Source organism: Streptomyces sp. NPDC101490 (genome assembly GCF_044767145.1).
Taxonomy (GTDB): domain Bacteria; phylum Actinomycetota; class Actinomycetes; order Streptomycetales; family Streptomycetaceae; genus Streptomyces.
This window is the reverse complement of sequence record NZ_JBIWNI010000022.1, coordinates 15,494-37,851: the sequence shown is the minus strand read 5'-3', so window position 1 is coordinate 37,851 and position 22,358 is coordinate 15,494. Positions and strand designations below refer to the sequence as shown.

General features: G+C 70.9%; 27 protein-coding genes and 2 pseudogenes. 4 read left to right on the top strand and 25 right to left on the bottom strand.

Going from position 1 to position 22,358, the window contains the following annotated elements; all coding sequences use genetic code 11:
- Window positions 1-168: 168 nt before the first annotated feature.
- Window positions 169-1,086, bottom strand: a pseudogene (locus ACIRQY_RS29160) (amino acid permease); the annotation flags it as partial.
- 435 nt (window positions 1,087-1,521) lie between these two features.
- Between ACIRQY_RS29160 and ACIRQY_RS29155 the strand changes: the two are divergent.
- Window positions 1,522-1,668, top strand: coding sequence for a hypothetical protein (locus ACIRQY_RS29155; protein WP_403930734.1), 147 nt, complete (start codon window positions 1,522-1,524; stop codon window positions 1,666-1,668).
- 203 nt (window positions 1,669-1,871) lie between these two features.
- Here ACIRQY_RS29155 and ACIRQY_RS29150 read toward each other — a convergent pair whose 3' ends face one another.
- Window positions 1,872-1,994: a hypothetical protein gene (locus tag ACIRQY_RS29150; protein ID WP_403930732.1), complete on the bottom strand. Its 123-nt coding sequence runs from the start codon at window positions 1,992-1,994 to the stop codon at window positions 1,872-1,874.
- Window positions 1,991-2,224 (bottom strand): hypothetical protein, encoded by a 234-nt coding sequence (locus tag ACIRQY_RS29145; RefSeq protein WP_403930730.1) that lies wholly within the window; start codon window positions 2,222-2,224, stop codon window positions 1,991-1,993. The genes ACIRQY_RS29150 and ACIRQY_RS29145 overlap by 4 nt, the downstream gene beginning before the upstream one ends.
- A 164-nt stretch (window positions 2,225-2,388) precedes the next feature.
- On the opposite strand from ACIRQY_RS29145, the gene ACIRQY_RS29140 reads away from it, so the two are divergent.
- Together ACIRQY_RS29140 and ACIRQY_RS29135 are read left to right on the top strand one after the other, a co-directional pair.
- Window positions 2,389-3,240: a helix-turn-helix domain-containing protein gene (locus tag ACIRQY_RS29140; RefSeq protein ID WP_403930728.1), complete on the top strand. Its 852-nt coding sequence runs from the start codon at window positions 2,389-2,391 to the stop codon at window positions 3,238-3,240.
- Window positions 3,224-3,421: a DUF397 domain-containing protein gene (locus ACIRQY_RS29135; protein WP_403930727.1), complete on the top strand. Its 198-nt coding sequence runs from the start codon at window positions 3,224-3,226 to the stop codon at window positions 3,419-3,421. The genes ACIRQY_RS29140 and ACIRQY_RS29135 overlap by 17 nt, the downstream gene beginning before the upstream one ends.
- Before the next feature lie 164 nt (window positions 3,422-3,585).
- Here ACIRQY_RS29135 and ACIRQY_RS29130 read toward each other — a convergent pair whose 3' ends face one another.
- From ACIRQY_RS29130 to ACIRQY_RS29030, 21 genes and pseudogenes are all read right to left on the bottom strand, one after another.
- The gene (locus tag ACIRQY_RS29130) at window positions 3,586-3,792 is read right to left on the bottom strand and encodes a hypothetical protein (protein ID WP_403930726.1); all 207 of its coding nucleotides are present in this window, start codon (window positions 3,790-3,792) and stop codon (window positions 3,586-3,588) included.
- Window positions 3,789-4,940: a hypothetical protein gene (locus tag ACIRQY_RS29125; RefSeq protein WP_403930725.1), complete on the bottom strand. Its 1,152-nt coding sequence runs from the start codon at window positions 4,938-4,940 to the stop codon at window positions 3,789-3,791. The genes ACIRQY_RS29130 and ACIRQY_RS29125 overlap by 4 nt, the downstream gene beginning before the upstream one ends.
- Window positions 4,937-5,854 carry a hypothetical protein gene (locus ACIRQY_RS29120; protein WP_403930723.1) on the bottom strand — a complete coding sequence of 306 codons (918 nt, stop codon included), beginning with the start codon at window positions 5,852-5,854 and terminating at the stop codon, window positions 4,937-4,939. Before ACIRQY_RS29120 ends, ACIRQY_RS29125 begins: the two co-directional genes overlap by 4 nt.
- The gene (locus ACIRQY_RS29115; protein ID WP_403930721.1) at window positions 5,854-7,557 is read right to left on the bottom strand and encodes a phage tail tape measure protein; all 1,704 of its coding nucleotides are present in this window, start codon (window positions 7,555-7,557) and stop codon (window positions 5,854-5,856) included. The genes ACIRQY_RS29120 and ACIRQY_RS29115 overlap by 1 nt, the downstream gene beginning before the upstream one ends.
- 185 nt (window positions 7,558-7,742) lie before the next feature.
- A complete protein-coding gene (locus ACIRQY_RS29110) occupies window positions 7,743-8,102 on the bottom strand; it encodes a hypothetical protein (protein ID WP_403930720.1) in 360 nt (119 codons plus the stop codon).
- Window positions 8,099-8,488, bottom strand: coding sequence for a hypothetical protein (locus ACIRQY_RS29105; protein ID WP_403930718.1), 390 nt, complete (start codon window positions 8,486-8,488; stop codon window positions 8,099-8,101). The genes ACIRQY_RS29110 and ACIRQY_RS29105 overlap by 4 nt, the downstream gene beginning before the upstream one ends.
- Window positions 8,488-8,976 (bottom strand): hypothetical protein, encoded by a 489-nt coding sequence (locus tag ACIRQY_RS29100; protein ID WP_403930717.1) that lies wholly within the window; start codon window positions 8,974-8,976, stop codon window positions 8,488-8,490. Before ACIRQY_RS29100 ends, ACIRQY_RS29105 begins: the two co-directional genes overlap by 1 nt.
- A 4-nt stretch (window positions 8,977-8,980) precedes the next feature.
- A complete protein-coding gene (locus ACIRQY_RS29095) occupies window positions 8,981-9,157 on the bottom strand; it encodes a hypothetical protein (RefSeq protein WP_403930715.1) in 177 nt (58 codons plus the stop codon).
- Between the two features lie 3 nt (window positions 9,158-9,160).
- Window positions 9,161-9,538, bottom strand: coding sequence for a hypothetical protein (locus ACIRQY_RS29090; protein WP_403930714.1), 378 nt, complete (start codon window positions 9,536-9,538; stop codon window positions 9,161-9,163).
- Window positions 9,514-9,858 carry a hypothetical protein gene (locus tag ACIRQY_RS29085; RefSeq protein WP_403930712.1) on the bottom strand — a complete coding sequence of 115 codons (345 nt, stop codon included), beginning with the start codon at window positions 9,856-9,858 and terminating at the stop codon, window positions 9,514-9,516. Before ACIRQY_RS29085 ends, ACIRQY_RS29090 begins: the two co-directional genes overlap by 25 nt.
- A gap of 32 nt (window positions 9,859-9,890) precedes the next feature.
- Window positions 9,891-11,639, bottom strand: a complete 1,749-nt coding sequence (locus ACIRQY_RS29080; RefSeq protein WP_403930710.1) for a phage major capsid protein — start codon at window positions 11,637-11,639, stop codon at window positions 9,891-9,893.
- Window positions 11,636-12,811, bottom strand: a complete 1,176-nt coding sequence (locus ACIRQY_RS29075) for a phage portal protein (protein WP_403930709.1) — start codon at window positions 12,809-12,811, stop codon at window positions 11,636-11,638. Before ACIRQY_RS29075 ends, ACIRQY_RS29080 begins: the two co-directional genes overlap by 4 nt.
- A 233-nt stretch (window positions 12,812-13,044) precedes the next feature.
- On the bottom strand, window positions 13,045-14,376 hold the full coding sequence (locus tag ACIRQY_RS29070; RefSeq protein WP_403930707.1) for a phage terminase large subunit family protein: 1,332 nt from the start codon (window positions 14,374-14,376) through the stop codon (window positions 13,045-13,047).
- A 55-nt stretch (window positions 14,377-14,431) separates the two neighbouring features.
- Complete coding sequence (locus ACIRQY_RS29065; RefSeq protein ID WP_403930705.1) at window positions 14,432-14,701, bottom strand: hypothetical protein; 270 nt, start codon at window positions 14,699-14,701, stop codon at window positions 14,432-14,434.
- 234 nt (window positions 14,702-14,935) lie between these two features.
- On the bottom strand, window positions 14,936-15,175 hold the full coding sequence (locus ACIRQY_RS29060; protein WP_403930703.1) for an HNH endonuclease: 240 nt from the start codon (window positions 15,173-15,175) through the stop codon (window positions 14,936-14,938).
- A gap of 134 nt (window positions 15,176-15,309) precedes the next feature.
- Window positions 15,310-15,504, bottom strand: a complete 195-nt coding sequence (locus ACIRQY_RS29055; RefSeq protein WP_403930701.1) for a hypothetical protein — start codon at window positions 15,502-15,504, stop codon at window positions 15,310-15,312.
- A gap of 90 nt (window positions 15,505-15,594) precedes the next feature.
- Window positions 15,595-15,798: a hypothetical protein gene (locus ACIRQY_RS29050; RefSeq protein ID WP_403930699.1), complete on the bottom strand. Its 204-nt coding sequence runs from the start codon at window positions 15,796-15,798 to the stop codon at window positions 15,595-15,597.
- 105 nt (window positions 15,799-15,903) lie between these two features.
- On the bottom strand, window positions 15,904-16,143 hold the full coding sequence (locus tag ACIRQY_RS29045; protein WP_403930697.1) for a hypothetical protein: 240 nt from the start codon (window positions 16,141-16,143) through the stop codon (window positions 15,904-15,906).
- A gap of 20 nt (window positions 16,144-16,163) precedes the next feature.
- Window positions 16,164-17,474, bottom strand: coding sequence for a tyrosine-type recombinase/integrase (locus tag ACIRQY_RS29040; protein WP_403930695.1), 1,311 nt, complete (start codon window positions 17,472-17,474; stop codon window positions 16,164-16,166).
- Between the two features lie 131 nt (window positions 17,475-17,605).
- Window positions 17,606-18,109 (bottom strand): annotated as a pseudogene (locus tag ACIRQY_RS29035) (amino acid permease); the annotation flags it as partial.
- A 291-nt stretch (window positions 18,110-18,400) separates the two neighbouring features.
- Window positions 18,401-19,807: an amino acid permease gene (locus tag ACIRQY_RS29030; protein WP_403930809.1), complete on the bottom strand. Its 1,407-nt coding sequence runs from the start codon at window positions 19,805-19,807 to the stop codon at window positions 18,401-18,403.
- A 262-nt stretch (window positions 19,808-20,069) separates the two neighbouring features.
- Between ACIRQY_RS29030 and ACIRQY_RS29025 the strand changes: the two genes are divergently transcribed.
- Window positions 20,070-20,663, top strand: a complete 594-nt coding sequence (locus ACIRQY_RS29025) for a biotin transporter BioY (protein WP_351791933.1) — start codon at window positions 20,070-20,072, stop codon at window positions 20,661-20,663.
- Window positions 20,664-20,738: 75 nt separating this feature from the next.
- On the opposite strand, the gene ACIRQY_RS29020 is transcribed toward ACIRQY_RS29025, so the two are convergent.
- The gene (locus ACIRQY_RS29020; protein ID WP_351791930.1) at window positions 20,739-22,175 is read right to left on the bottom strand and encodes an amino acid permease; all 1,437 of its coding nucleotides are present in this window, start codon (window positions 22,173-22,175) and stop codon (window positions 20,739-20,741) included.
- Window positions 22,176-22,358 lie beyond the last annotated feature (183 nt).

Below are 22,358 nucleotides of genomic sequence, written 5' to 3'. Positions count from 1 at the left end.
TTCCCGGGACCGGAGGACCTCCGCACCCGAAGGCCCCCGGACCGGATGGACCCCGCACCCGGAGGACCCCGGACGCGGAGGAACCCCGGACCGGGGCGGGCGGTCCGGGGTTCCTCGGGTGCGGGCATCGGCCCGTGCGGGCATCGTCCGTGCGGGACGGGTGCGGGATCAGCCCCGGCGGGCCGCCGCCCGCTGGCGGGCGAAGCCGACGGCGGCGAGCAGCAGCGTCAGGGCGCCCGTCCCGTACAGCTGGGTCCGGGTGCCCTCCTCGCGGGCCATCAGGACGAAGATCGCCGCCATGCCCGCGAGCGCCACCCAGGTCAGCACCGGGAAGGCCCACATCCGCACGACCAGCTTCTCGGGCGCCTCGCGTTCGGTGCGGCGGCGCAGCACCAGCTGGGAGGCGGCGATGAAGAACCAGACGACCAGGATGACCGCGCCGATCATGTTGAGCAGCCAGAGGAAGATGTCGTCCGGGCGCCAGTAGCTCAGCAGCACGCAGCCGAAGCCGAAGACGGAGGAGGCCAGCACCGCCGGGCGGGGGACGCCGCCGTTCGTGCGGCCGAGCGCTTTGGGGCCCTGGCCGCGCGCGACGAGCGAGCGGGCCATCCGGGAGGCGCCGTAGATGTTGGCGTTCATCGCGGAGAGCAGGGCGACGAGCACGACCACGTTCATGATCTGCCCGGCCGCCGGGATGCCGAGGTGGTCGAGGGCGGCGACGTACGGGCCCTTCTCGACCACGGCCGGGTCGCTCCAGGGCACCAGGGTGACGATGACCGCCATCGAGCCGATGTAGAAGAGCGCGATGCGCCACATGGCCGTGCGGACCGCCTTGGCCACCCCCTGGACCGGGTGCTCCGACTCGGCCGCCGCGATGGTGACCGTCTCCAGTCCGCCGTACGCGAAGACGGAGGCCAGCAGGCCCACGATCAGGCCCTCGGAGCCCTGGGGGAAGAAACCGCCGTCGCCGGTCAGGTTGGTGGCGCCGGGGGAGTCCGTGCCGGGCAGCAGACCGGTGACGGCGAGGACGCCGATGCCGAGGAACAGCACGATCGCGCCGACCTTCAGGGCGGCGAACCAGAACTCTTTCTACCGAACGAATTTGTGCAGGTCAAAGCGCTGGGCTTCCGGACTTTGACCAAGCGTCGGGTATGTCCTTGACCAAGGCCTTTGCCCCCATTCGCCACACTTCGCCCGGAAATGAGAAACCCCTGCCCGCAGCGCGTCCGCTGCGGGCAGGGGTCGGGGCGCCCCGGTGACGGGTCCGGCAGAGGGCGTCAGCCGGGGCGCGTCGGGGAGCACTCAGCGGGGGGCGCTGGGCACCGCTCCCCGAGTCTTGGGCAACCCCTCAGCTGGGGCCGTTGCAGGTCGGGCAGTGGATGTCACCAAGCCACCCGCTTCCGCCGCAGGTGCCGCAGTTCGGGTTAGTGCGGGGGGCGGTCAGGGCGCGCAGCAGTCGTCTCATCGTTCGAGGTCCCTTCGGGGAGGTATCCGGCGGTCACGCGTCCGCAGCTGTCACAGATGCGCGACCGCATGGGCTTGAGCTTGAACGGGTCGATCGTGTCGAGCGTGTACGTGCTCGGTGATCCGCACTCCACGCAGAAGCGCCGATTCACCGCAGCCATTCCCAGCAAGATGGGGATGCCGGACGTGTTGAACAAGGACTGATCCAAGGGTTCAGCCTTCCCAGGAGTCGCGTCATCCCATGATGCCGGGGGTGCTTGATCCTTTGTGCTGATCTTGCGAACCGCCCCGAGCGCGGCCGACCGCTCACGCTCGGGGCGGGTCCTGCCCCTTCCCCGCCGGGACACGGAACGTGCGGGGAGCCCATTCGGTGGTTGTCACCCGGCGGGGAAGGGAATCTGAGGGGGTCAGTAGTCGGGCGTCCCGGCGATGGCCAGGGCGACGGCGAGCAGCGGCGATGCGAAGAAGGCGGCGGCGGCGATCCAGGCACCTGCGCGCCCGGCGGGCTCCAGGAGGTAGCGGGTGATCACTGGGGCCGCCCGAAGGGGGAGGGGTCGCAGTTCCAGGGGTGCGGGCGCCCCGCCTCGGTGGAGAGCACGTGACACAGCTCGCCGTGCAGCGCTTCCGCCTGGCTCCGGTCCATCACCAGGCCGGAGTCCCCGCGCATCGACCCCTGATAGATGACGCGCTGCGGGAGCACGATGCAAGTCTCCCCGCCGACGTCCATCAGCTTCACCCGGCTTTCGTGAATGCGGTTCAACTCCCACCCTGGCGACGGGGTGTAACGGGGGTGCGTCGTGGCCATGCCGTGCCTGCCTTCCGTGACCGTGCCGGTTGGTTGAGTTACGAGCATCGGCGGGCGGCGCTACCCTCCGGAAGGGGGGTCAGCTCTCCAAATCCGTTTGTATAGAAAGGGCGTTGGCCATGACAGAGACAGAGGGTGAAGCCCTGGGGGCGCCGGGGTTCTCCCCACAAGAGTTCTTCGGCCGAGAACTGGCGCGCCGCCGGGAGGCTGCCGGGCTGACTCAGGCTGAGTTGGGGCAACTTCTCAAGATCTCTGGGCAGATGATCAGCCACTTCGAGGCTGGACGGCGACGGCCCCGCATCGAGGACGCGGAGCGCATTGATCAGGCACTAGGCACCGATGGCTTCTTCACCCGCTGGCGCATCGAGCTTGAGGAGGGCAGATTCGCGGATCACTTCGCGGCGGCGTACGAACTGGAGAAGCTGGCAACGTCCCTGAGGCTGTTCGGGCCCACTCTCGTTCCGGGGCTGCTCCAGACGGCGCCTTACGCTGCGGCCGTGTTCGAGGCGTACTCGGTGAACTACACAACGGAGGATGTAGAGCGGCGAGTCAGGAACCGGATAGACCGATCGTTGATCCTCAGCGACCCAGAAGGGCCGCAGGTCTGGGCCCTTCTGGACGAGAGCGTGATCCGGCGGCGGGTCGGCGGGGGAACGGTGATGGCGGAACAGCTTCGCCACATCGTGGCGCTTGCCCGGGGCGGTCGCATCCGGGTCCAGGTACTTCCATTCACGAGCGGTGCACACGCGCTGATGGAGAGCATGGTTCACCTGATGCGCTTCAAGGACTGCCCCCCGATCGCCTACGTTGAGGGTCTGCATACGGGTCGCGTCCTAGACGATCCGGAAGTGATCGAGGACTGTCGAACGTCCTACGATCTTGCGCTGAGTGAGGCTCTGCCGGTTGAGGACTCGCTCACCCTGTTGGAGAAGGCTGCGAAGGAGCACGAACGACATGATCAACAAGCCTGACCTTGACGCGGCGACGTGGCGGAAGTCCACGTACAGCGGCGGCGGAAACGGCGACTGCGTGGAGGTCGCGGACGGCGTCCCCGGGGTGGTGCCGGTGCGTGACTCGAAGGTCGCGGACGGCGGCGTGGTCGTCGTCGGCGGCGGCGCGTGGACGGCGTTCCTGGCGGGCGTGAAGCGCTAGAGCCAGGGTGGATGAGGGGCCCGCAGCGGAACAGTCGCTGCGGGCCCCTCGTGCGTGCGGCGCGGCCTCATGGCCTGCACTCGCCGGAGCCCTGAACTCCCATGACACACAAGCGAGTTGGGGGACGGCCGGCATTTTCTCGGGGTGCCCCCTTCGCCCCCCTCTCAGGGGCGTTGCCATCCGATGGCGTAGGGGGTGCCGGAGATCTGCACGACGACGACCGACCCGCCGGACGGGGTGGCTCCGGTCGCGTTGACGACGGGCCCGAGCGCGGTGGTGACGGTGGCGGCGGTGGCCGACTGGACGGCCCGCAGGGTGATGGGCAGGGGCGGCGGTGGGGTGGTCTGGAGGGCTTGGGCCAGGGTGGTCATGCGGGCGCTCCGGTGTCGGTGGTGACGGACAGGGTCATGGGGCCGGACGCGGTCAGAGGAAGGGTGATCGCGGAGACCAGTCCCCGGAAACGCCCCCCGGCGGTCGTGATCACGTCCACCGTGTCCTGGAGTTCGAGGGACGGATCGGGGACGGCCGTCACGGACTCGGTGCGGGCGTAGAGGGTGCCCCGGGCGAGGAGCGTCTCAGCCGTCCGCTGCGCCTGGCCGTTGGTGGCGAGGAGCGGGGACGAGTACCAGCGGGAGACCCAGCCGTAAGGGCCTGTGATGGAGAGCGGGCCCGTGGTCCGCTCCGCGCGGCCCGTGGCCCGGACCGCGCCAGTGCCCGGGTCTGTGCCGACCGTGTACGTGGCGTTGTAGACGCGCTGGCGGGCTTGCTGGCGGCCCCGTGAGACGAGTGTTCCGGTACGGGTGTCCCCGGCGATGACGGCGACGGCCGTGGCGGCGGGCGCGGTGACGGGAGGGCTGATCTCCAGTTCCCCGGCGTCGTTGACGGCGGCTTGTGCGGGCCAGGAGTCGCAGAGGACCGCGAGGGGGTCCGAGCGGTCGGCCTGCTCGGGGATCTCCAGGTACGCGGCGAGCTGCCTGTCCGTGAGACCGCCGGTGATCCGGTACGGCAGGATCTGCGGGTCCGTGATCCACCAGTTTTTGAGACACACGTAGGTCAAGTGATCTACCACGTCGGCGTAGCTCGACTCAGGGCCGAAACCCCCATAGGGGTTGCCAACCACCCTTGATTCATCCATGAGTTGGTACAGGTCGCTGCCGGTCACGGTCACGGTTCCGGCGCTCTCGTCCGTGGCCGTGTCGGTGATGAGGTACCACCCCTGAGGGATCATCTCGCGGTCCCCGCCGGGGTGGACGATCCCGGCGGCGATCTGGAGCCGCTGGCCGAAGGATGCAAGGGGGTGGGCGGGGTCGGTGCCGGGGTCCCAAGTCCTCCCGTCCGCGCGGAGCGGGACGGTGAGCTGACAGCGGCGACGGCCCCGTGCGGTCACGTCGTACGTGAGCTGTCCGGCGGTGATCGGGACGGCCCCAAGGGACTTCCCTCCCAGCCACGACGTCACGGCGGACACGTACCCGTGGGAGCGGGCGAGGGTGGCGCCCCAGCGCGGCGAGACGGGTCTCATGGTGCGGCTACCTCCTGGATCTCCACGTCCCACACGCGCCGGACGTCTGTGCCGGAGTTGGTCAGGCGCCGGGGGGTCGCGGCGAGGACCATGAGCCACACGGACTCGACGGCCGGACACGACGGGAGCAGTTGCAGTGGTTCGGTGAGGCGGAGCACCGCCAGGAGCGCCAGGGCCTCGCCCGGGGTGCGGGTGAGGAGCGTGAGGGTGCTCGACGGTGCCCGCAACGCGTCGACCATGACCACAGGGTCTGTGCGGCCGACCACGGGCAGCACGACGGCGGAGCGCTGATAGTCCCGCTGCGGCCACTCCACGATGTCCGCCACGGCCCCTGTGGCGCCCCCTGAGGGGCGCAGGATCGCGCGGCCGGTACCCAGCACCGTGACGGCCCGCTGGATGCTCTGCGCGCCGCTGGTGAGCCGCAGGGTGTAGGTGCGGTCCTGGAGCTGTTGCGGGTACTGGTGCAGGGCGAACACACAGCGGCCGGTGGTCCACGTCGGGGCGGTCATCGTGCCGGGCGACGTGGTCCCGTCGCCCCAGTCGAGTAGGGCATCGGTGCCCGATCCGGCCGGACCGCCCCCGGAGACGCACCACGCCCCCTCGGCGGAGACGCTGCGGCCGTCGACCACCACGGGGCCCCATGCCAGCGCTTCCATGGTCCAGCGGGCGGACGCGTCGCCGTGCCCGGTCACGGTGACCGTGGCGGTCTTGGGTCCGGCGGAGATCCTCCGGACGGTGTCGACGGTGGCGAACCCGAACGCGTCGAGCGTCCCCGTGAGCGGTCCGGCCCCGGCGTTCAGGACGAGTGAGTAGGCGGTGCCCTGCGCGGCGGCCGGGTCGGTGCTGACCTGGGCTTGCCAGTTCCCGTATCCGAGCGCGGCGGCCCGCGAGACGAAGGCGAGGGTGACGGCCACTACGCCCACCCCCCGGCGAGGTAGCGGGCGCCTTCGGCCTGGAGTGCGGCGGCGGCGGTCCGGGTGATCCGCCCCTGGAGCTGCTGCCCGTCGATGGTCACATGCACCACGACCGGCACGGGCGCCATGCGGAGCCATCCCGGGACGGCCCCGGCCCGGGGAGCGGCGGCGAGGGCGCCCCGGGCGGCCGTCGACGGGGCGGCGCTCATCGAGTAGCCGAAAACCCCGCCGAGCGAGGAAAGCCAGTCCGGCGCTTCGAGTTTGCCAATCCAGTTGATTGCGTCTTTGCACCAGCGGACGAATTTCGCCAGGGCGTCCACTCCGTCCGCCACAAGTTCGATGAGGTCAACGAACGCGTCGAAGAGTCCGCCGACCATGCCCCCCGCAACTTTGCCGACCCATTCGGACACTTTCACCAGTGCGGGCACGAAGTATTCCCGGAACGCCTTGATGAGCGGGTCGAGTTTGGCTTTGTTGTCCTGGAGTGCCTTGCGGACCTTGTCCACGCCTTTCTGTACGGCGTCCAGGACGGGTTGGAGGTGATTGCGCAGGATGCGGACGTACACCTCCACCACGGGGGACAAGTATTTCTGCCAGAAGGCCCAGAGCTTTTCCAGCATGGGAAGGACTTTCGCCCCGACGAAATCGACCAGGGCTTGTTGTGCCGACCGCTTGAACTGCTCAATCCTGCCGGACGCGTTGTCCCGGAGAGAGGTCCCGAGTTTGTCGGCGGCGCCCCCGACCGACCCGAGACTCTTGACGGCCTGCGAGGGGTCCATGGAGTCGAGAGCCTTCCCCAGGTCCTCGCTCTGGGTGCCGAAAAGGGCGACGGACGCTTGTGCCTTGGCGACGGGGTCCGGCATCGAGCTAAGTCGGTCCATGGTGAGGTCAAGGGCTTCGGCGGCGGTCTTCCCGCCCTTGCCGAATTTCGCGGCCATCTCCTCGCCTGAGAGGCCAATCGCCTTGAAACCGTCGGCAGTTGACTTGCTGCCGTCGACGGCCCGGATCGACAACTCCTTGAGGGAGTCCGCCACGATGTCGGCGTTTGTCGCGCCGCCTTTCATGCCCTGGGTGATCAGCCCCATAGCGGTCTGTCCGTCCAGCCCCAATTTCCGGAACTGGGTGGAGTATTCGCTGTACGTGTCCAGGAGGTCGTCAGCGGCGTTGTTGCCGTTCTGGAACCCCTTGGTGAGGACATTGAAAGCCTCGTCGGCGCTGTCGGCCATTCCGGTCTTGAGCATCTGGGCGACGGCGCGCGCGACTTGACTTGAGTCCTGATCGAAGGTCGACGCAAGGTCAGAGACCTTGGTGGAGATCTTCTGGACCTGAGCCTCTGTCGCATTCGTGGGGAGCAGCCCGGACCGCATGGTGGCCGATATGGAGTCGGCGGCGGCCTGGAAGTCCTCTCCGATCCCCTGGGAAAACATCTTCCCGGCGACCTTCCCGTATTTCGCTGCTTCGGCCGGGGTGGCGCCGAGTTGGGCCCCCAATTTGGCGGTAATCTTGCCCTGTTCGAGAGCTTGATTGAATCCGCTCATGATGGCGGCGCCGATTGCCATAGCGGCCCCGGCGGCGAGTGCGGCGCCCCCGGTCTTGAGCTTCTCCAGGGTTCCGCCGACTGCCTGTTCGGTCTGCGCGACATCCTGTCTGGCTTGCCTGCTGTCGGACGTGATGTTGATCCGGAGATTGGCGGGGCGCCCCATGGCGGCCGTCCTTTCGGGTCGGCCGGGCGCACACGGGGCGAGGGCGGGGGATCAGCGGCGGGCGTCGTGTTCGAGTTCCAGGAGCGCGCGCATGGCGGCGATCTCGTGGCCGGTGCAGCGGCGCAGCTCCGCCGGGGAGATCCGCCACGCGCGGGCGAGGAGTACGTCAGCCCCGGCGGCGCCCCTCAGGGCGGGGGGAGCGGGGGTTCCTCCCCGGCGAGGGCGGCGGCCGTCCTCTCCTCGGCGTACGCGGCGGCGGCGTCCTCCTGGTCGTCCTCCTGGTCGTCGTCGGGGGCCAGGTCCGCGAGCGGGATGCGTCCGGCGGCGCCCCACGGGTAGGCGACGGGGTCGGCCCGGCGGGCGTAGGCCACGGCGACCAGTCCGGGCAACGCCGTGTTGTCGACGGCGGCCAGGTCGGCGGCGCCCACGGCCGCGCAGAACTCCCTGATCTCGTTGCGGGTCAGTCCCATGGGGTCGGTGACCCAGCCGAACGACGGCGGGCGCGGGGCGTCCGGCGGGGGCGGCGGGGTGCCTCGGCTGCTCATGCGGGGGTCCTCTCGACCAGATCGGCTACGGCCGACTCGTAGTAAGCGGTCCACACGCTCTCGCTCGCCTGCGCGGCGGTGACCACCCACGGCTGGGCGGCGATGTGCCGGGCGGGCCACCCGTAGTGGATGGGCCCCGCGTACGGCGCGGTGGCGCGGCCGAACCTGACCACGGACGTCGTGCGGGTGCCGGAGTCCCGCTCGGTGGCGGCGAGACGGCCGGTCCGCACGGGCGCGCCCGCGCGGGCGAGCGCGCCGACGTAGGCGGCGACCCAGCGGTGCGCGTCGCGGAGGTCGTCCAGCCCGCCTTCGACGGTCCGCAGTCGGCGGCGCAGCTCACGGCCCCCGACCACCCGGACGATGGTGGTGCCCCGGGCCCCGGCCACTACGCCCCCGCTCCGGCGAGCGTCTTCCCGGCGGCGGGCGGCGTCTTCTGCTCCGTAGGGGGCCCGTCCATGGGCCACTCGGCCTCTGACGTCGGGGCCGTGCCGCCGACTTCCCCGCCGATGGAGATAGCGACGACGGTCACCCTGCCAGTCCAGACCTTGGCGGTCGGGGAGGGCTGGAACGTGAATTTCACGGTCTCCCCATCATGCTCAAGTGCGTACATGACCAGGGACGTTGATGCGGTGTCGGTGGTCTCGATGGACTGGATGGAGGTGAGGGCCATGGTCCACTTCGTGGGTGCTGCCTGCCCGGGTATGGACGTGCCGCACAGCACCTCCAGGGCGTCCCCCACGTCCCCCGCTTCGGGGGTGAGGACCACGCTGGTCGGCTGGCATGAGAACACGGTCGGGGACTCTTCACCCTCGGCCTGGAGGGTGAAGACTCCCCTCCGAACCCGGGTGGCGGTGGGCGTGGTCGGTGTGGCCATGGGTTCACTCTCCGTCCACCTGCGTCGGGGAGACGGGCGCGGCGGCGACGGCGAGGGGTGCCGCCTCGGGGTTCAGGACGACGGCGGTCACCTGACAGGCGACGGTCGTACGGGTGCCGTCGGCGGCGGTGACGGTGAGGCGCCCTGTGCGGGCGCTGGGCGGCGTGGTCGGGGTGGTCATGGGTCATTCTCCGATCTGTATCCGGTAGGCCTGGGAGGGCTCGACGCTCTGTGCGGCGGCGAGCGGGTAGTAGGAGATCGGCTCCGCGAGGAGCCACGGCAGGGACGCGGCATCGAGCGCGCGGAGCGTGTCGGCCAGGAGCCGGGCGAGGGCTCCCAGCTCCGCCCACGCCCCGGGGAGACCGACCACCAGGACGGAGTACCGGGCGTCCGTGTCGGCACACAGGGTGGTGCCGGGGGTGAGGCGGGGCGGCTCGATGAGCACGCACGGCGGCGTGATGTTCCGGGGGTCGGTGGTGACGGGCCGGTCGACTCCGGGCCGGATGAACGCGGCCAGGGTCTCCATGTCATCGGTGATCAACCTGTCTGTGGCGGGGCCCATGATCCGATCCTCAACAATCTCTCGACGTCGGGGTCCCAGCGGGAGACGTACACAGCAGCTCCCCCCAGGTCGGAGTACCCGGCGACTCCCGTGGGGGAGGACCGCCGGGCGAAGATCCTTTGCGCCTGGAGCAGCAGGGCGGCCCGGATGTCCTCGGGCCACTGCGGGAGCGGCTGCCCCGGCTCTGCCCCGGCCTCGATGAGCCGGAGCCGGGGCACCGTGTCGACGGCGAGCGCGTCGATGGCGGCGACGGCCCGCGCGAGCCACACGGCGTCCGCTGTGCCCTCGGCGGGCGGCGCGATGCCGATGACATCGGCCACCTCTTGCACGGTGATTTCACGGGCCACGGCCGTCAGCCCTTCCCGCCGTCCGGCGGGGGCGTGCCCTGCTTGAGCGCGACCAGTTCGAGCGGGTGGGCGGGGTAGGTGGCCAGGTAGGCGTACGCGGCGACCTGGACGCCGAGGACGGACGGCTCGACGGCCTGGAGCGTCCCCCGCTGATCCTCGTAGACCTCGATGGCGTCGGACGTCCCGACGATCAAGGTTGCCTTGGGGAGCTTGCCGGAGACGACCGGCCTCAGCCCTCCCACGTTGTCGCCCTCAGCGGTCGGCCGCGCCGGGGAGAGGGTCCCCATCGCGTTCCCGGGGGCGAGTACCGGGTAGAGGGGCCGCTTGTCGGCGTCGGCCATGCTGCCGATCTGCGCCCACATGTCGGGCGACATCCAGATCCGGTCAGCCGCCGAGTTGTCGGCGTCCGTCGCCCCGTACACCTGCGCGGCGGCCTGGTAGATCGCGGAGTTGAGGGCGACGGGGTCGGTCAGGTCGGCGGTGATGGACGCGGTGGCGGCGGCCACCAGGTCGACGGCCGCGCGCTCCTCGGCCTGCCGGACGAGATTGGCGGTCAGGTCCTCGATGATGAGCGCCAGGGCCCCGGGCGACGTCCAGTCGAGCACCTGTCGGGAGATGTTGACCCAGCCGCCGTACGTCGACTTGATCACGTCGTCCACGTTCACGTGCAGCGGCCTGTTGGGCAGTTCGGTCTTCTCCGCTACCTGCTTCTCCACAAGCGTGTGCTTGGTGATCCTGATCCGCTCGAACTTCGCGGACGTGCTGGGCATGGTGCGCACGGCCAACGAGTTCCAGACGGGGCGCTTCGGCGCGAGCCGGTCCAGGATCGGCCCCACGATCACCTCAGGGAGGAGTCCGGGGACGTAGCCGGTCACCTCGTGGTCGACAGCGGCCAGGACGCGCGTCACCCTGTCCCACTCGGCGCGCTCCCCGTGGATCATGAGGGAGAGGGAGGCGGCCAGGTAGTCGGCGGCGTCGACGCGCTCCCTGCCCACGACGACGGCGGGCAGGGTCCGGCCGTACCCCTCACGGTCGACCGCGCGGGCGAAGGTGAGGGCGCCGGGGGTGCCTGTGACGTGGTCGGCGGTCAGGGGTGCGTGGGCGGCCGGGGCGCGTTCCTCGGCGAGGACGCGGCGCACGGCCGCTTCCACGGACTCGGCGGGCGGCGCGGCCGGAGCCGGGGGCGGGGGCGCGGCGGGCGCCGGGGGCGGGGGCGCGGCCGGGGGCGGGGTAGGGGTGGGGTTCACGGGAGTGCCTTCCTGTGCGGCCACGCGCACCGCGCGGGCGTCGGTGTAAGCGGGCAGGGCCACGAGAGAGACCTCACGCAGCCGGGCGCGGGTGACGGTCACCCCGTCCCCGTCGGCGTCCTCGGTCCACTCGATGGGCTCGACGCCGACCGAGAAACCGTCCAGGACGCGGGCGGCGGCGAGGGCCAGGGCGTCCACGGCGCCCGGGTGCGAGCCGACCGCGAACGTCGCGTCGGCGGCGGCCGGGGAGTCGGTGAAGTCGGCCATGTACCCGAGCGGCTGCCGGTCGTCGTGGTCGCGGAGCAGCTTCACGCGGGACAGATCGCCCTCTGTCTCCAGGGAGCCGGGCGCGAACGTCACAGCGGGGAACGGGCCGGACGGGGTGGCGCGGACACCATAGGTGAGGATGGGGCCCCCCACCGACCGTGCGGGCTGGGCGGGGTCGGTGGGGGGCGGCTCGGAAGCCCCGGCCACGGCGGCGACGGGGGCGAACAGGCGCAGGATCATGACGGGGCCTCTGTCTCGCGGGGCGCCGGGGGCGCGGCGGCGGGCGGCGGCGCCGGGGCGGGCGGCTTGGGGGCGGGCCCGGTCAGACCTTCCTCGGCGCGGGCTTCCTGCGGTGTCAGGACCCCCAGGGGGAGCAGCCGGGCGTACCGCTCCGCGCGGTCCAGCGGCGCGCCGCGCAGGAAGTCCGTCACGGAGAACCGCACGCTCTGCCCGCGCGGGGACCCGTTGCGGTCGGACATGCTCAAGCGCTCCTCGATGGCCGACAAGTACGGCGCGAAACACAGCTCGATCAGGTCGGACCGCTCGCTCAGCTGCGTGGAGTAGGTGAGGGAGTCGCCGGAGGACACGGCGGCGTACCGGGGCGGGAGTCCCAGGTGTCGGCAGAGCTGGAGCGCGGATTCCTCGCGGGACTCCACGAGCTGAAAATCGGCGGGGGTCGTGGTGACCCCCTGGTAGTCGACACCCCCGTTGAGCCACCCCGTCCCGCGCGTCCGGCGCGAGCGCTCCCAGCGCTCCAGGAGCGCGTCAACCTCGTCGTCGGTCAGCTCGTATTGGCTGGTCTGTTTCAGGATGCCGGTCGGGATCTCCGGGGAGGCGTAGCGGGCGGCGGCGGCCTCCAGGGCGAGGGCCGTCAAGATCGTCTGGTCCCCGAAGGTCAGAAGGCCCTCGTCCGGGCCGTCGAAGTGGATCAGGTCGGCGGGGTCCACGGGGCGCCCCCGGTACGTCGCCCACTCGCGGGTGATCACGTCGGAGCCGGGCTCCACGTCCACCTGGACGTAGTCGGGGTCCAGCCGGACCACGGACGTCGGGTAGCCGGTCCACGCGTCCCGCGCGACGACCAGCCACCACGCCGACGGGTACAGGATCAGGTCGGAGACGATGGCGGCGACCGACCGGCAGTAGGGGCGCCACGCCTCGGGCTGGGTGAGCATCGGCCCCGGCGGGATCTCCTCTCCGTCGCGCCAGCGGCGCAGCGGCATCGTGCCGATGGCGTCGGAGATCAGCCGGACGCCCCGCCGGACGGTCGGTACGCGCATCGCGACCGTGCGCGGCACGCGCCCCCAGAGATGTCCCGGGTCGGTGCCAGCGATGCGGGCGGCGAGCGCGGGATTGAGTCCGTCCGGGCGGGGCGGCGGAGGGTCGTCACCGATCGTCCACGTGCGCCCGGTCACGGCTTCGCCACCGTGCGCCGGGCGCTTGAACGGAGACCATCGACCCATAACCGGAGGCTACCTCCGGATATGGCGGGCGGCGCGGCGAGCCGGGACCGGCCGGACCGCGCGGTCTCGAGACCGTGTGACCCATGTCACAGGCCAGAAAAGGCCGGCGGGGGCTCACTGTGACGTGGGTCACAGGCCGCGGGGCGGGGTTCCGTGTGGCGCGGGTCACACTCCGCGGGGCGGGGTCATGCGGTGCTGCTGCCGACCTGGGGGCGGGCCCCGGCCTCGGGCGGGTGTGCCTGCCCGTACAGGGCGAGCATGGCGGCGATGAGCGCGGCCGGGTGCTCGCCCTCGGTTGTCGAGACCCTGGAGATGACTTGCTGTTCGCGCACCTGCCGGGACGTCGCGCACAGCAGGGCGGCATCCAGCCGCGCGTGGGACCGGTGTGCCACCGTCCCTTCGACCAGACTCGTGATGAACTCGTCGTGCGCCTGGATCAGGTCGGCGGCGGTGAACGGGTCGGCCAGGGGGACGGGCACCCGGTGCTGCTCGGACAGGGCCTTGTGCGCGCTGCGGGCGGGCCCGTACGGGTCGACGACGACGGCGGCCGGACGGTGGCGCTGGACCAGCTCCAGGAGCCGGGGCACGAGCCACCCGACCCCCGTCCGCTGCTCGACCAGTTCGACGGCGCGGCGGCCGTCCGGCAGGGTCCCGGCGGCGACGACCGACGCGCCCGACCCGTCCGGGGTCTGCTCGACGCCGAACGCGACCGGCCCGGCCAGCGGCGCCCACGCGCGGCCCCGCTCCCAGACCGCCGGAGCCAGGAAGAAGCTCGCGGACGACACCCAGTAGTTGCCGTAGGCGCGGGCGAACTCGGAGGCGTCCATGCGCCCCTGAGACCGGCGCAGGACGTCCGGGGAGATCGTGTGCCCGACCGCCGGATGATGGGCGGCGTAGACGGCGAGGTCGGTCAGATCCTCGGTGTCCTCGGGAATGCCCCACTCGAAGAACGCGGTCTCCCCCTGTTGCTTGTCGGCAAGCTCCGCGCGGCACCGTTCGACCATCGGCCGCATCCACGTGGAGCGGCCGTTCCCCGCAGTCGAGACGTACCAGATCTGGGCCCACTGGCGGGTTGCCTGGGTCGGGTCGATGGCCTGGAGCAGCATCCGGCCGACGTCCGCCCCGAAGGACCACATTTCATCCACGGCCACAAGGTCGGTCGTCTTGGAGTGCAAGGCGTCCTCGGTCGGCGCGAACAACCGCAGCTCCGCGCCGCCGGGGAAGAAGAGCCCTTCCGACCCGTTGGCGCGGCGGGTCGTGGTCACCGCACCCAGCGGCGAGCGCTCGACGTGCCGCACGGTCGTCATCCACAGGTCCCGGGCATCCATGCGTTTCTGTGCCGTGAGCCACGTGGACGCGTCCGGGACCATCTGGCAGCGGTGCGTCATGACCGGCCGCAGCAACGTGGTCTTGCCTGCCTGCCGGGGAACCGAGACCAGAACGGAGCTGTACCGGAAGCGCGTCCCGCAGTCGGCCACCTCCAAGGAGACGTTGGCAACGTACTGCTGCCACGGCATGAGCGGCGTCCCGAGCGCGGCGGCGAGACGGCCGACCGCCGGGCCGAACGTGGCGCTACCGGGGGTCGGCTCCGTAGACCACTTCGGGGGTGGCCATAGCCCGTGCGAACCGCTCCCATGTGTCATCGGCGGCCCCCGCCGGTTCGGGGACGAGCTGCGCCAGGCGCAGGCAGTCCAGCATCCGGGGAACGAGCTGGGCGAGGGCGTATGGGTCGTCGGCGGCGACGTCCAGGCCCCGGGCGACGATCCGCACCACGGCCTCCACGGCGGCCCTCGTCGGGTCTGCCTTCCCCCCGGCCCGGGAGGCCCGGATCGCGGCCTCCACGCCCCTCTCAGCGCGTCCGGCGGCCCGGCGGGCCCGGGGGACGCTGGACCCCCGGTTGGTACGCGAGCGCGTAGTAGACGCCATAGAACACATCCTCGCTGGTCAAGCGCCACTTGGCGCGCGTTGGAGCGGGACCCCCCCCTCTTGCCCGGGGAGAGAAAACAGGGGGGCGCGGGGTGTCCGTCCGCGTCGGTGGCTCAAAAAATCGGGGGCGGCGCGGCGGCGGCGCGGCCGTCACCAGTCGCGCGACGGCGGCGCGTTGTAGTGCCCCTGTTCACGCGCGAGATTGCACGGCTGACACGACGCGGCCAGGTTCTCCCGGCGGTCGTCGCCCCCGAAGCGGCGCGGGATGATGTGGTCCACCTCGGCGGCGGGCCCCCCACACCAGCGGCACCACGGTTCCTCGGCGAGGACGGCCGCGCGGGTGCGGCGCCACTGCGCGGTGGAGCCCTGCTCGCTCAGCGCGGACGGCATCGCCCACCTCCAGACACGTCACAGGGTCCGGCGCCCTCGATGCGCCGGACCCTGTCCTCACCCGGTGTGCGGCCGGTGTGCCCTCAGTGAAGCACTGCGGGCGACGGCCCGCGCGGCGAGCACCGCCGGGCGGGTCAGTCGGAGCGCCAGTGCAGCACCACCGACGCGTCCCACTCACCCTCGGCGGGGACCTCCACGGGCAAGTACGCGCCCGTGGTCCACCTGCACTCCAGGCGCAGCGGGTCACCGACTGCGGCGGGCAGGGTCAGGCTGTAGCCATCCAGGGGCCCCCCAACGATCGTGTACGGGCGCGGCTCCGACTGCGGCACGATGCCTCCCTCTCTCAGCTCAGCACGATGAACAGCAGCCCGACGGCGACCACGGCCGTCCCGGCGACGAGCAGCAGCCACGCGAGGGCGTCATCCCGCCCGGGGCCATGCGGTAGCCGGATGAAGACGCCCCCGGGATGTGGGGGCGCCGGACGCGTCCGGGGCCGTCACGGCGTCCGGCACGGCCACGGGGCGCGGCGGCATGAGCCGGGTCGCCATCACGCCGACCAGGACGGCCAGGACGAGCATCACGAGAGCCTGTGAGAGGACGGCGGCGAGCGCGACTGTGGTCATGGCCCGATGCTGCACGGGGCGACGGCCGGGCGCGCGCCGGAGTACGCCGAAGGGGCCCGTACGTCATGGGGATGACGTACGGGCCCCCTCAGGTCACGTACAGGGTCAGACGGTCTCTCGGCGCGGGCGCATGAGCCACGCCTCAGCCTTCTCCAGTTCGGCGGCTTCCCACAGGTCGTCCGCCGCACGCTCAGCGCTTGCGTGGTAGTCCCACGTCATCCGGACGTGGCCGATGGTGTCCATGAACGCCATTTCTCGCTCGTACTCGGCGGCGGCCCAAGCGAGCCACGCCTCACCCACGTGCGCGTACTCGCTCACGTAGTACTGCGGCCGGTAGCTGCTCACGTTCTCTCCTCGGGTCGGTGCTACGCGGACGGCGCGCGGAACAGCTTCACATTGGACATGTCGGCGTCGCCGCTCCGCTGGGTGGGCACGCGCGCGGGCATGTCCGTGCCGAAGCTACGCAGCGCGGGGAGCGTGGCCCGGCGGATACGGCGGACGCGGTACCCGACGGTGGTCTTGATGTCCTTGTGGTCGGCGGCCACGCTCACGCTCTCCAGGTCCCCGGTCAGTTCGATCATCTCGTCAATCCAGTACGCGCGGAGCATGTGGGGGCGGACGTCCGCGATCCCGTGAGAGAGGGCCCACGCGCGCCACCTCTCCGCCGTGTTCTGGACGCTCCACTCCAGGGGCACCAGCGACTCCCCTTCACGCCAGTTGGAAAGGATCTCCAGGGCGATGTGTTCCGGCACGGGGTGCTCGGGGAGCGGGCGCCCGGCCCGGCCCTTCAGGAACTGCGGCACGAGCCAGTAGTGCTCTCCGTCGAAGCTCATGTCGTCCCGGGGGAAGGTTCGGGCGGCGGTCGAGACTCGGAAGCCCATACCGCTCATCTGCGCAGTCAGCAGCCACATCATCCGGCCGGTCGCACTGACACGGGCGTCGCTGCTCATCATGTCCCCGACTGCGGCGGCGTGGAGCTTGGTCACGACGCTGGCGGGCGGTACGGGGGTGGGTACGGAGTCCCCCCGGCGGCGCAGCCGCTTGATATCGGCGGTCGGGTCGTCCTTGGCGCGCTTGAGATCCCGGAAGCAGCGCCGGACGGCGGCGAGATAGACGTCATGCCGGGACGCTGAAAGCTTTTTTCCGATCCGTTCGCGTTCGATGATCCGGTGACAGATGTAGTCCTGGACGTCTTCCTCATCGAGGGTCAGCGGGTCGTCCTTCCCCGCCGCTTCCATCACGCCGAGCACGATCCGCATGTACGCGGTGAGAGTCGTCCGCACCTTCATGTCCGTGCGCATGATCCGGTGCCACTTCTGCAACGAGGGATGAGGCAGTACCGGCATCCCGTGCTCTTCCGGGATGACGTAGCTGGACATGGGTGCGCGGTCCAGGGACAGGTGTCCTTGCGCCTGGTAGCGCTTCCACTGGTCCAGCGCGGAGCGGTACGAGGCCATCGAGGAAGGGCTCAGGCGCCCGGGGTACGTGCGGGCGTAAAGCTCCAGGGCGTTGTCAGGAAGCTGGTCAGGCGCGGTCCCGATGCCGAGTCCCCATGCGACGGCGGACACGTTGCGCATGGACTTCTCCGCGCCGCCGGGGCCACCACCCAGCCGTACGCGTTCGTCCCGCCACGCCAGGAGCGCGGGGGCGATGTCATGTCCCTTGCGGTAGGCCACTTGTTCTTCCATCCGTGAGTTCGAGTCATGGTGGCTCTGGCTCAACGAATGTCCGTGATGCCCGTATTGGGCGAGATAGGTGAATCTGGTCTGTCTCGCTACGCGGGCTGCCCGGATGCTTCGGGGAGCTGGAACCAGAACTCGAACTCACCGAAGTTCTTCACCGCCGCCAGGTTGGTGACCGTGAAGACCACCATGAACAGCGCCACCCAGGCCCACTCGGGGCTGCCCGGGAACCAGCCGGTCATGATCTTGGCCGCGCCGATGCCCTCCAGGCCGACGGCCACGCAGAGCAGGAACCAGAACGCCCAGCCGGAGGTGAAGCCCGCCCAGGGGCCGAAGGCCCGCTCGGCGTGCACCGAGAAGGAACCGGAGGCGGGGTTCGCGGCGGACATCTCGCCGAGCATCCGCATCACGAGCATCACGAGCACGCCGGAGAGCGCGTAGGCGATCACGATCGAGGGTCCGGCGGCGGCGATGCCCGCGCCGGAGCCGACGAAGAGCCCGGCGCCGATGACGCCACCGAGGGCGATCATCGACAGATGGCGCTGCTTGAGGCCGTGCGCGAGACCCTCGGAAGAGGCGGGCGGGCCGTCCTCGCGGTCGGTCGGCGCGGGCGCGGTGGTCCGGGACATGGGCGAACCCTGTTCACTAGCTGAGACGGGGAGAGCCCACAGTGTGGTCACGCACCCCGCTCACAGGGAACCCGAGTCCGCTATACGGGCACTGGCCTCACACAGGGTGAAGGTCTAGGGCGTGTTTCGAAAGTGGCGTCGTCTGCCCGGAGGGCAGGCCTGGCGGCGTCTGGTGCGTGCGATCGCAAGGCGGAGGGTCGCCCCGATACTGGATGTATCGGGGTGATCCCGACAATGCGGCGAGCGTGCGTGCCAGGCGTCGCCAGGCAGGCGGGACTTTCGAAACACGCCCTAGTTCCGTTTCGTGCGCAGTTCCCGCACCCATGCCACCAGGAGCACCGCCCCGGTCGCCGCAGCCGACCACAGCACCTGCGGCCGGGCCGCCTCGTCCGTCAGCATCAGCACGAGGACCGCCCCCATCGCCGCGAGCGCCACCCAGGTCAGCCACGGGAAGCACCACATCCGCAGCGTCAGCGTCTCCGGCGCCTCCCGCTCGATCCGGCGCCGCAGCCGCAGCTGCGAGACCGCGATCAGCGCCCAGACGAACAGCAGCACCGCGCCGACCGCGTTCAGCATGTAGAGGAAGACGGAGTCCGGCCACCTCAGATTGAGCAGGACGGAGACGAAACCGAAGGCCACCGAGGCGAGCACCGCCCGGCGCGGCACGCCCCCGCGCGAGATCCGCAGCAGCCCCTTCGGCGCCTCGCCCCGCTCCGCCAACGAGAACACCATCCGCGAGGAGCCGTACAGGTTCGCGTTGAGCGCCGAGAGCAGCGCCACGAACACCACCACGTTCATGATCTGGCCCGCGCCGGGCACCCCGATCGCGTCCAGCACCGCCACGTACGGCGACTCGCCCGGCTCCATCGAGGTCCACGGCAGCAGCGTCACGATGACCAGCACCGAGCCCACGTAGAAGAAGAGGATCCGCCAGACCGTGCTGCGCACCGCCCGCGCCACGTTCCGCGCCGGGTCGTCGGACTCCGCCGCCGCGATCGTGACGATCTCCAGGCCGCCGAAGGCGAAGACGACCACGAGGACCCCGGAGACCACCCCGGACCAGCCGTTCGGCAGGAAACCGCCCTGTCCCGTCAGGTTCGCCAGCCCCACCGGGTCCGTGTCCGGCAGCCACCCCACGATCGCCAGCAGCCCGAGGACCAGGAAGAGCACGATCGCGCCGACCTTCAGGGCGGCGAACCAGAACTCGAACTCACCGAAGTTCTTCACCGCCGCCAGGTTGGCGAGGGTGAACACCACCATGAAGAGCAGCACCCAGCCCCACTGCGGGACCCCCGGCACCCAGCCGTGCGCGATCCGCGCGGCGCCGGTCGCCTCCACCGCGAGGACCACCACGAGGAGGAACCAGTACAGCCAGCCCACCGAGAAGCCCGCCCACCGGCCCAGCGCCCGCTCGGCGTGCACCGAGAACGCCCCCGAGGCGGGCATCGCCGCCGACATCTCGCCCAGCATCCGCATGACCAGCATCGCGAGCGTCCCGGCGATCAGGTACGAGACGACGATCCCGGGCCCGGCGACCGCGATGCCCGCGCCGGAGCCGACGAAGAGCCCGGCACCGATGACACCGCCGAGCCCCAGCATCGTCAGATGACGCTGCTTCAGACCGTGGGAGAGGGGCTCCGGTCCAGGGGAGAGGGGCTCCGGTCCGCTGACCGGGGAGGACGACGGGTCGTCGCGCATGGTGGGGGGCTCGCGCTCTCGGGGAGATGACACTTTATGGGGACTCCACAGTCTCTCCGCTGACCTCCCTCCGGTGCAAAAGGGGCGTCTCCCAGCGAGTTGCCAGTGACGAGGGTCACGTGGCGCGAGGTATGCATCCCGCCCTTTGTCGAAACCTGATGAAGCGCTCGGCTCGGGCTTTGTCGGCGGCTGACGGTGATCGGGCGTTCACTCCTGGCATACCGTCAACCTGTCCCCCTCACCCTCACCCCGCGGAGTACCGATGAGCACCGCCGCCACCCCCGCCCGTACCCTCCGTGCGGGCACCGTCCTCGCCGATCTGCTCCCCGCGAGCCGCACCCGCGACATCGCGCTGGTGCTCGGCGGCGCCGCCCTCACCGGCCTCGCCGCGCAGCTCTCCGTCCCGGTCCCCGGCTCCCCGGTCCCCGTCTCCGGGCAGACCTTCGCCGCCCTGCTCGTCGGCACCGCCCTCGGCGCCCGCCGCGGCTTCCTCGCCCTCGCCCTCTACACGGTCGTGGGCATGGCGGGCGTGCCGTGGTTCGCGCAGTCCTCCTCCGGCTACGCCATGCCGTCCTTCGGCTATGTCCTCGGCATGCTGCTGGCCGCGACCGTCGTCGGCGCCCTGGCCCGGCGCGGCGCCGACCGCTCGGTGCCGCGCACGGCGGGCGCCATGCTCCTGGGCTCCGCGATCATCTACGCGGTCGGCGTGCCCTACCTGGCCCTCGCCACCGGCATGACTCTCGGCCAGGCGGTCGCCGCCGGCCTCGTCCCGTTCCTCCTCGGCGACGCCCTCAAGGCGGCCCTCGCCATGGGCGCCCTCCCGGCCGCCTGGAAGCTGGTCGGCCGCAAGGGCTGAGACCCCGCAGGCATACGGAAGGGCCCGCCGCTCCTCGGAGCCGCGGGCCCTTCCGTATGCCGGAGCACCCGGCGGCTACCGGCGCGCGGCGGCCTTCGCGAACCGCTCGCGGACCAGCGCCACCACGATCACCAGCGCGGCCACCAGGAGCGAGAGCACGACCTGCTCCCGGGCGCTCCCGCCGTCGTACAGCATGTAGCCGAGCACGAAGACGATCATGGCGATGGTCGCCCAGGTCAGATACGGGAAGAGCCACATCCGCACCACCAGCTTCTCCGGCGACTCGCGCAGGATGATGCCGCGCATCCTCAGCTGGGTCACGCAGATGACCAGCCAGACGAAGAGCGCCACCGCGCCGGAGGCGTTCAGGAGGAAGGCGAAGACGGTGTCGGGCCACTTGTAGTTGAAGAAGACCGCGACGAAGCCGAAGACGACCGAGCCGAGGATCGCCGCCTGCGGCACGCCCCGCTTGTTCACCCGCGCGAAGGACTTCGGCGCGTCCCCCCGCCGCCCGAGCGAGAAGGCCATCCGGGAGGCGGTGTAGAGGCCCGAGTTCAGGCAGGAGAGCACCGCCGTCAGGACGATCACGTTCATCACCTGACCGGCGTGCGGGATGCCGATGGAGTCGAGGGCGGCGACGTACGAGCCCTTCTCCAGGATCGACTTGTCGTTCCACGGCAGCAGGGTCAGGACGACGAGGATCGAGCCCAGGTAGAAGACGCCGATCCGCCAGATCACGCTGTTGGTGGCCTTCGTCACGGCCCGCTGCGGGTCCTCCGACTCACCGGCGGCCAGGGTGACGATCTCGCTGCCCATGAAGGAGAAGACGACCATCAGCACTCCGGTGAGGATCGCGCCCGCGCCCATCGGGAAGAAGCCCCCGGCGTCGGTGAGGTGCGCGAACCCGGCGCCCGGGTTGTCCGAGCCGGGGAGCACCCCGAAGACGGCCAGCAGCCCGATCGCGACGAACGCGCCGATCGCCACGACCTTGATCCCGGCGAACCAGAATTCGAATTCACCGTACGAGGCCACCGACGCCAGGTTCGTCGCGGTGAGCACCACCATCACGATCAGCGCCCAGGCCCACTGCGGGACCGCCGGGATCCAGCCCTCCAGGATCTTGGCGCCCGCCGTCGCCTCGACCGCGAGGACGACGACCCAGAAGAACCAGTAGAGCCAGCCGATGCTGAAACCGGCCCAGCGGCCCAGGGCCTGGTCCGCGTAGGCGGAGAAGGAGCCGGAGGACGGCCGGGCGGCGGCCATCTCGCCCAGCATCCGCATCACGAAGACGACCATGGCGCCGACGAGCGCGTACGAGAGGAGGATCGCGGGCCCGGCGGCGGCGATGCCGGAGCCGGAGCCGACGAAGAGCCCGGCGCCGATGACACCGCCGATGGCGATCATCGACAGATGGCGGTTCTTGAGTCCGGCCTTGAGGCCGTCGGAGGAGTCCGGAGCGCCGGTGGTGCCGGTCTCCCCGTCGTCCTTCGTCAGGGTCGGTTGCGTGTTCATCGACGCTTCCTCATGAGTGGGGGGTCGCTCGGGGTGCGAGCCCGAGCATGAAACCCCAGGGACGGGGATGATCGGAATGGTGTATTCCGAATCGTTGTAGGGCGACCTCGCGAGAGTCGAAGGTCCGTACCAGGCCGGAAGAACGTCCCGACCCCGCTGCCTGCTACCCGGCCCCTGACGTGC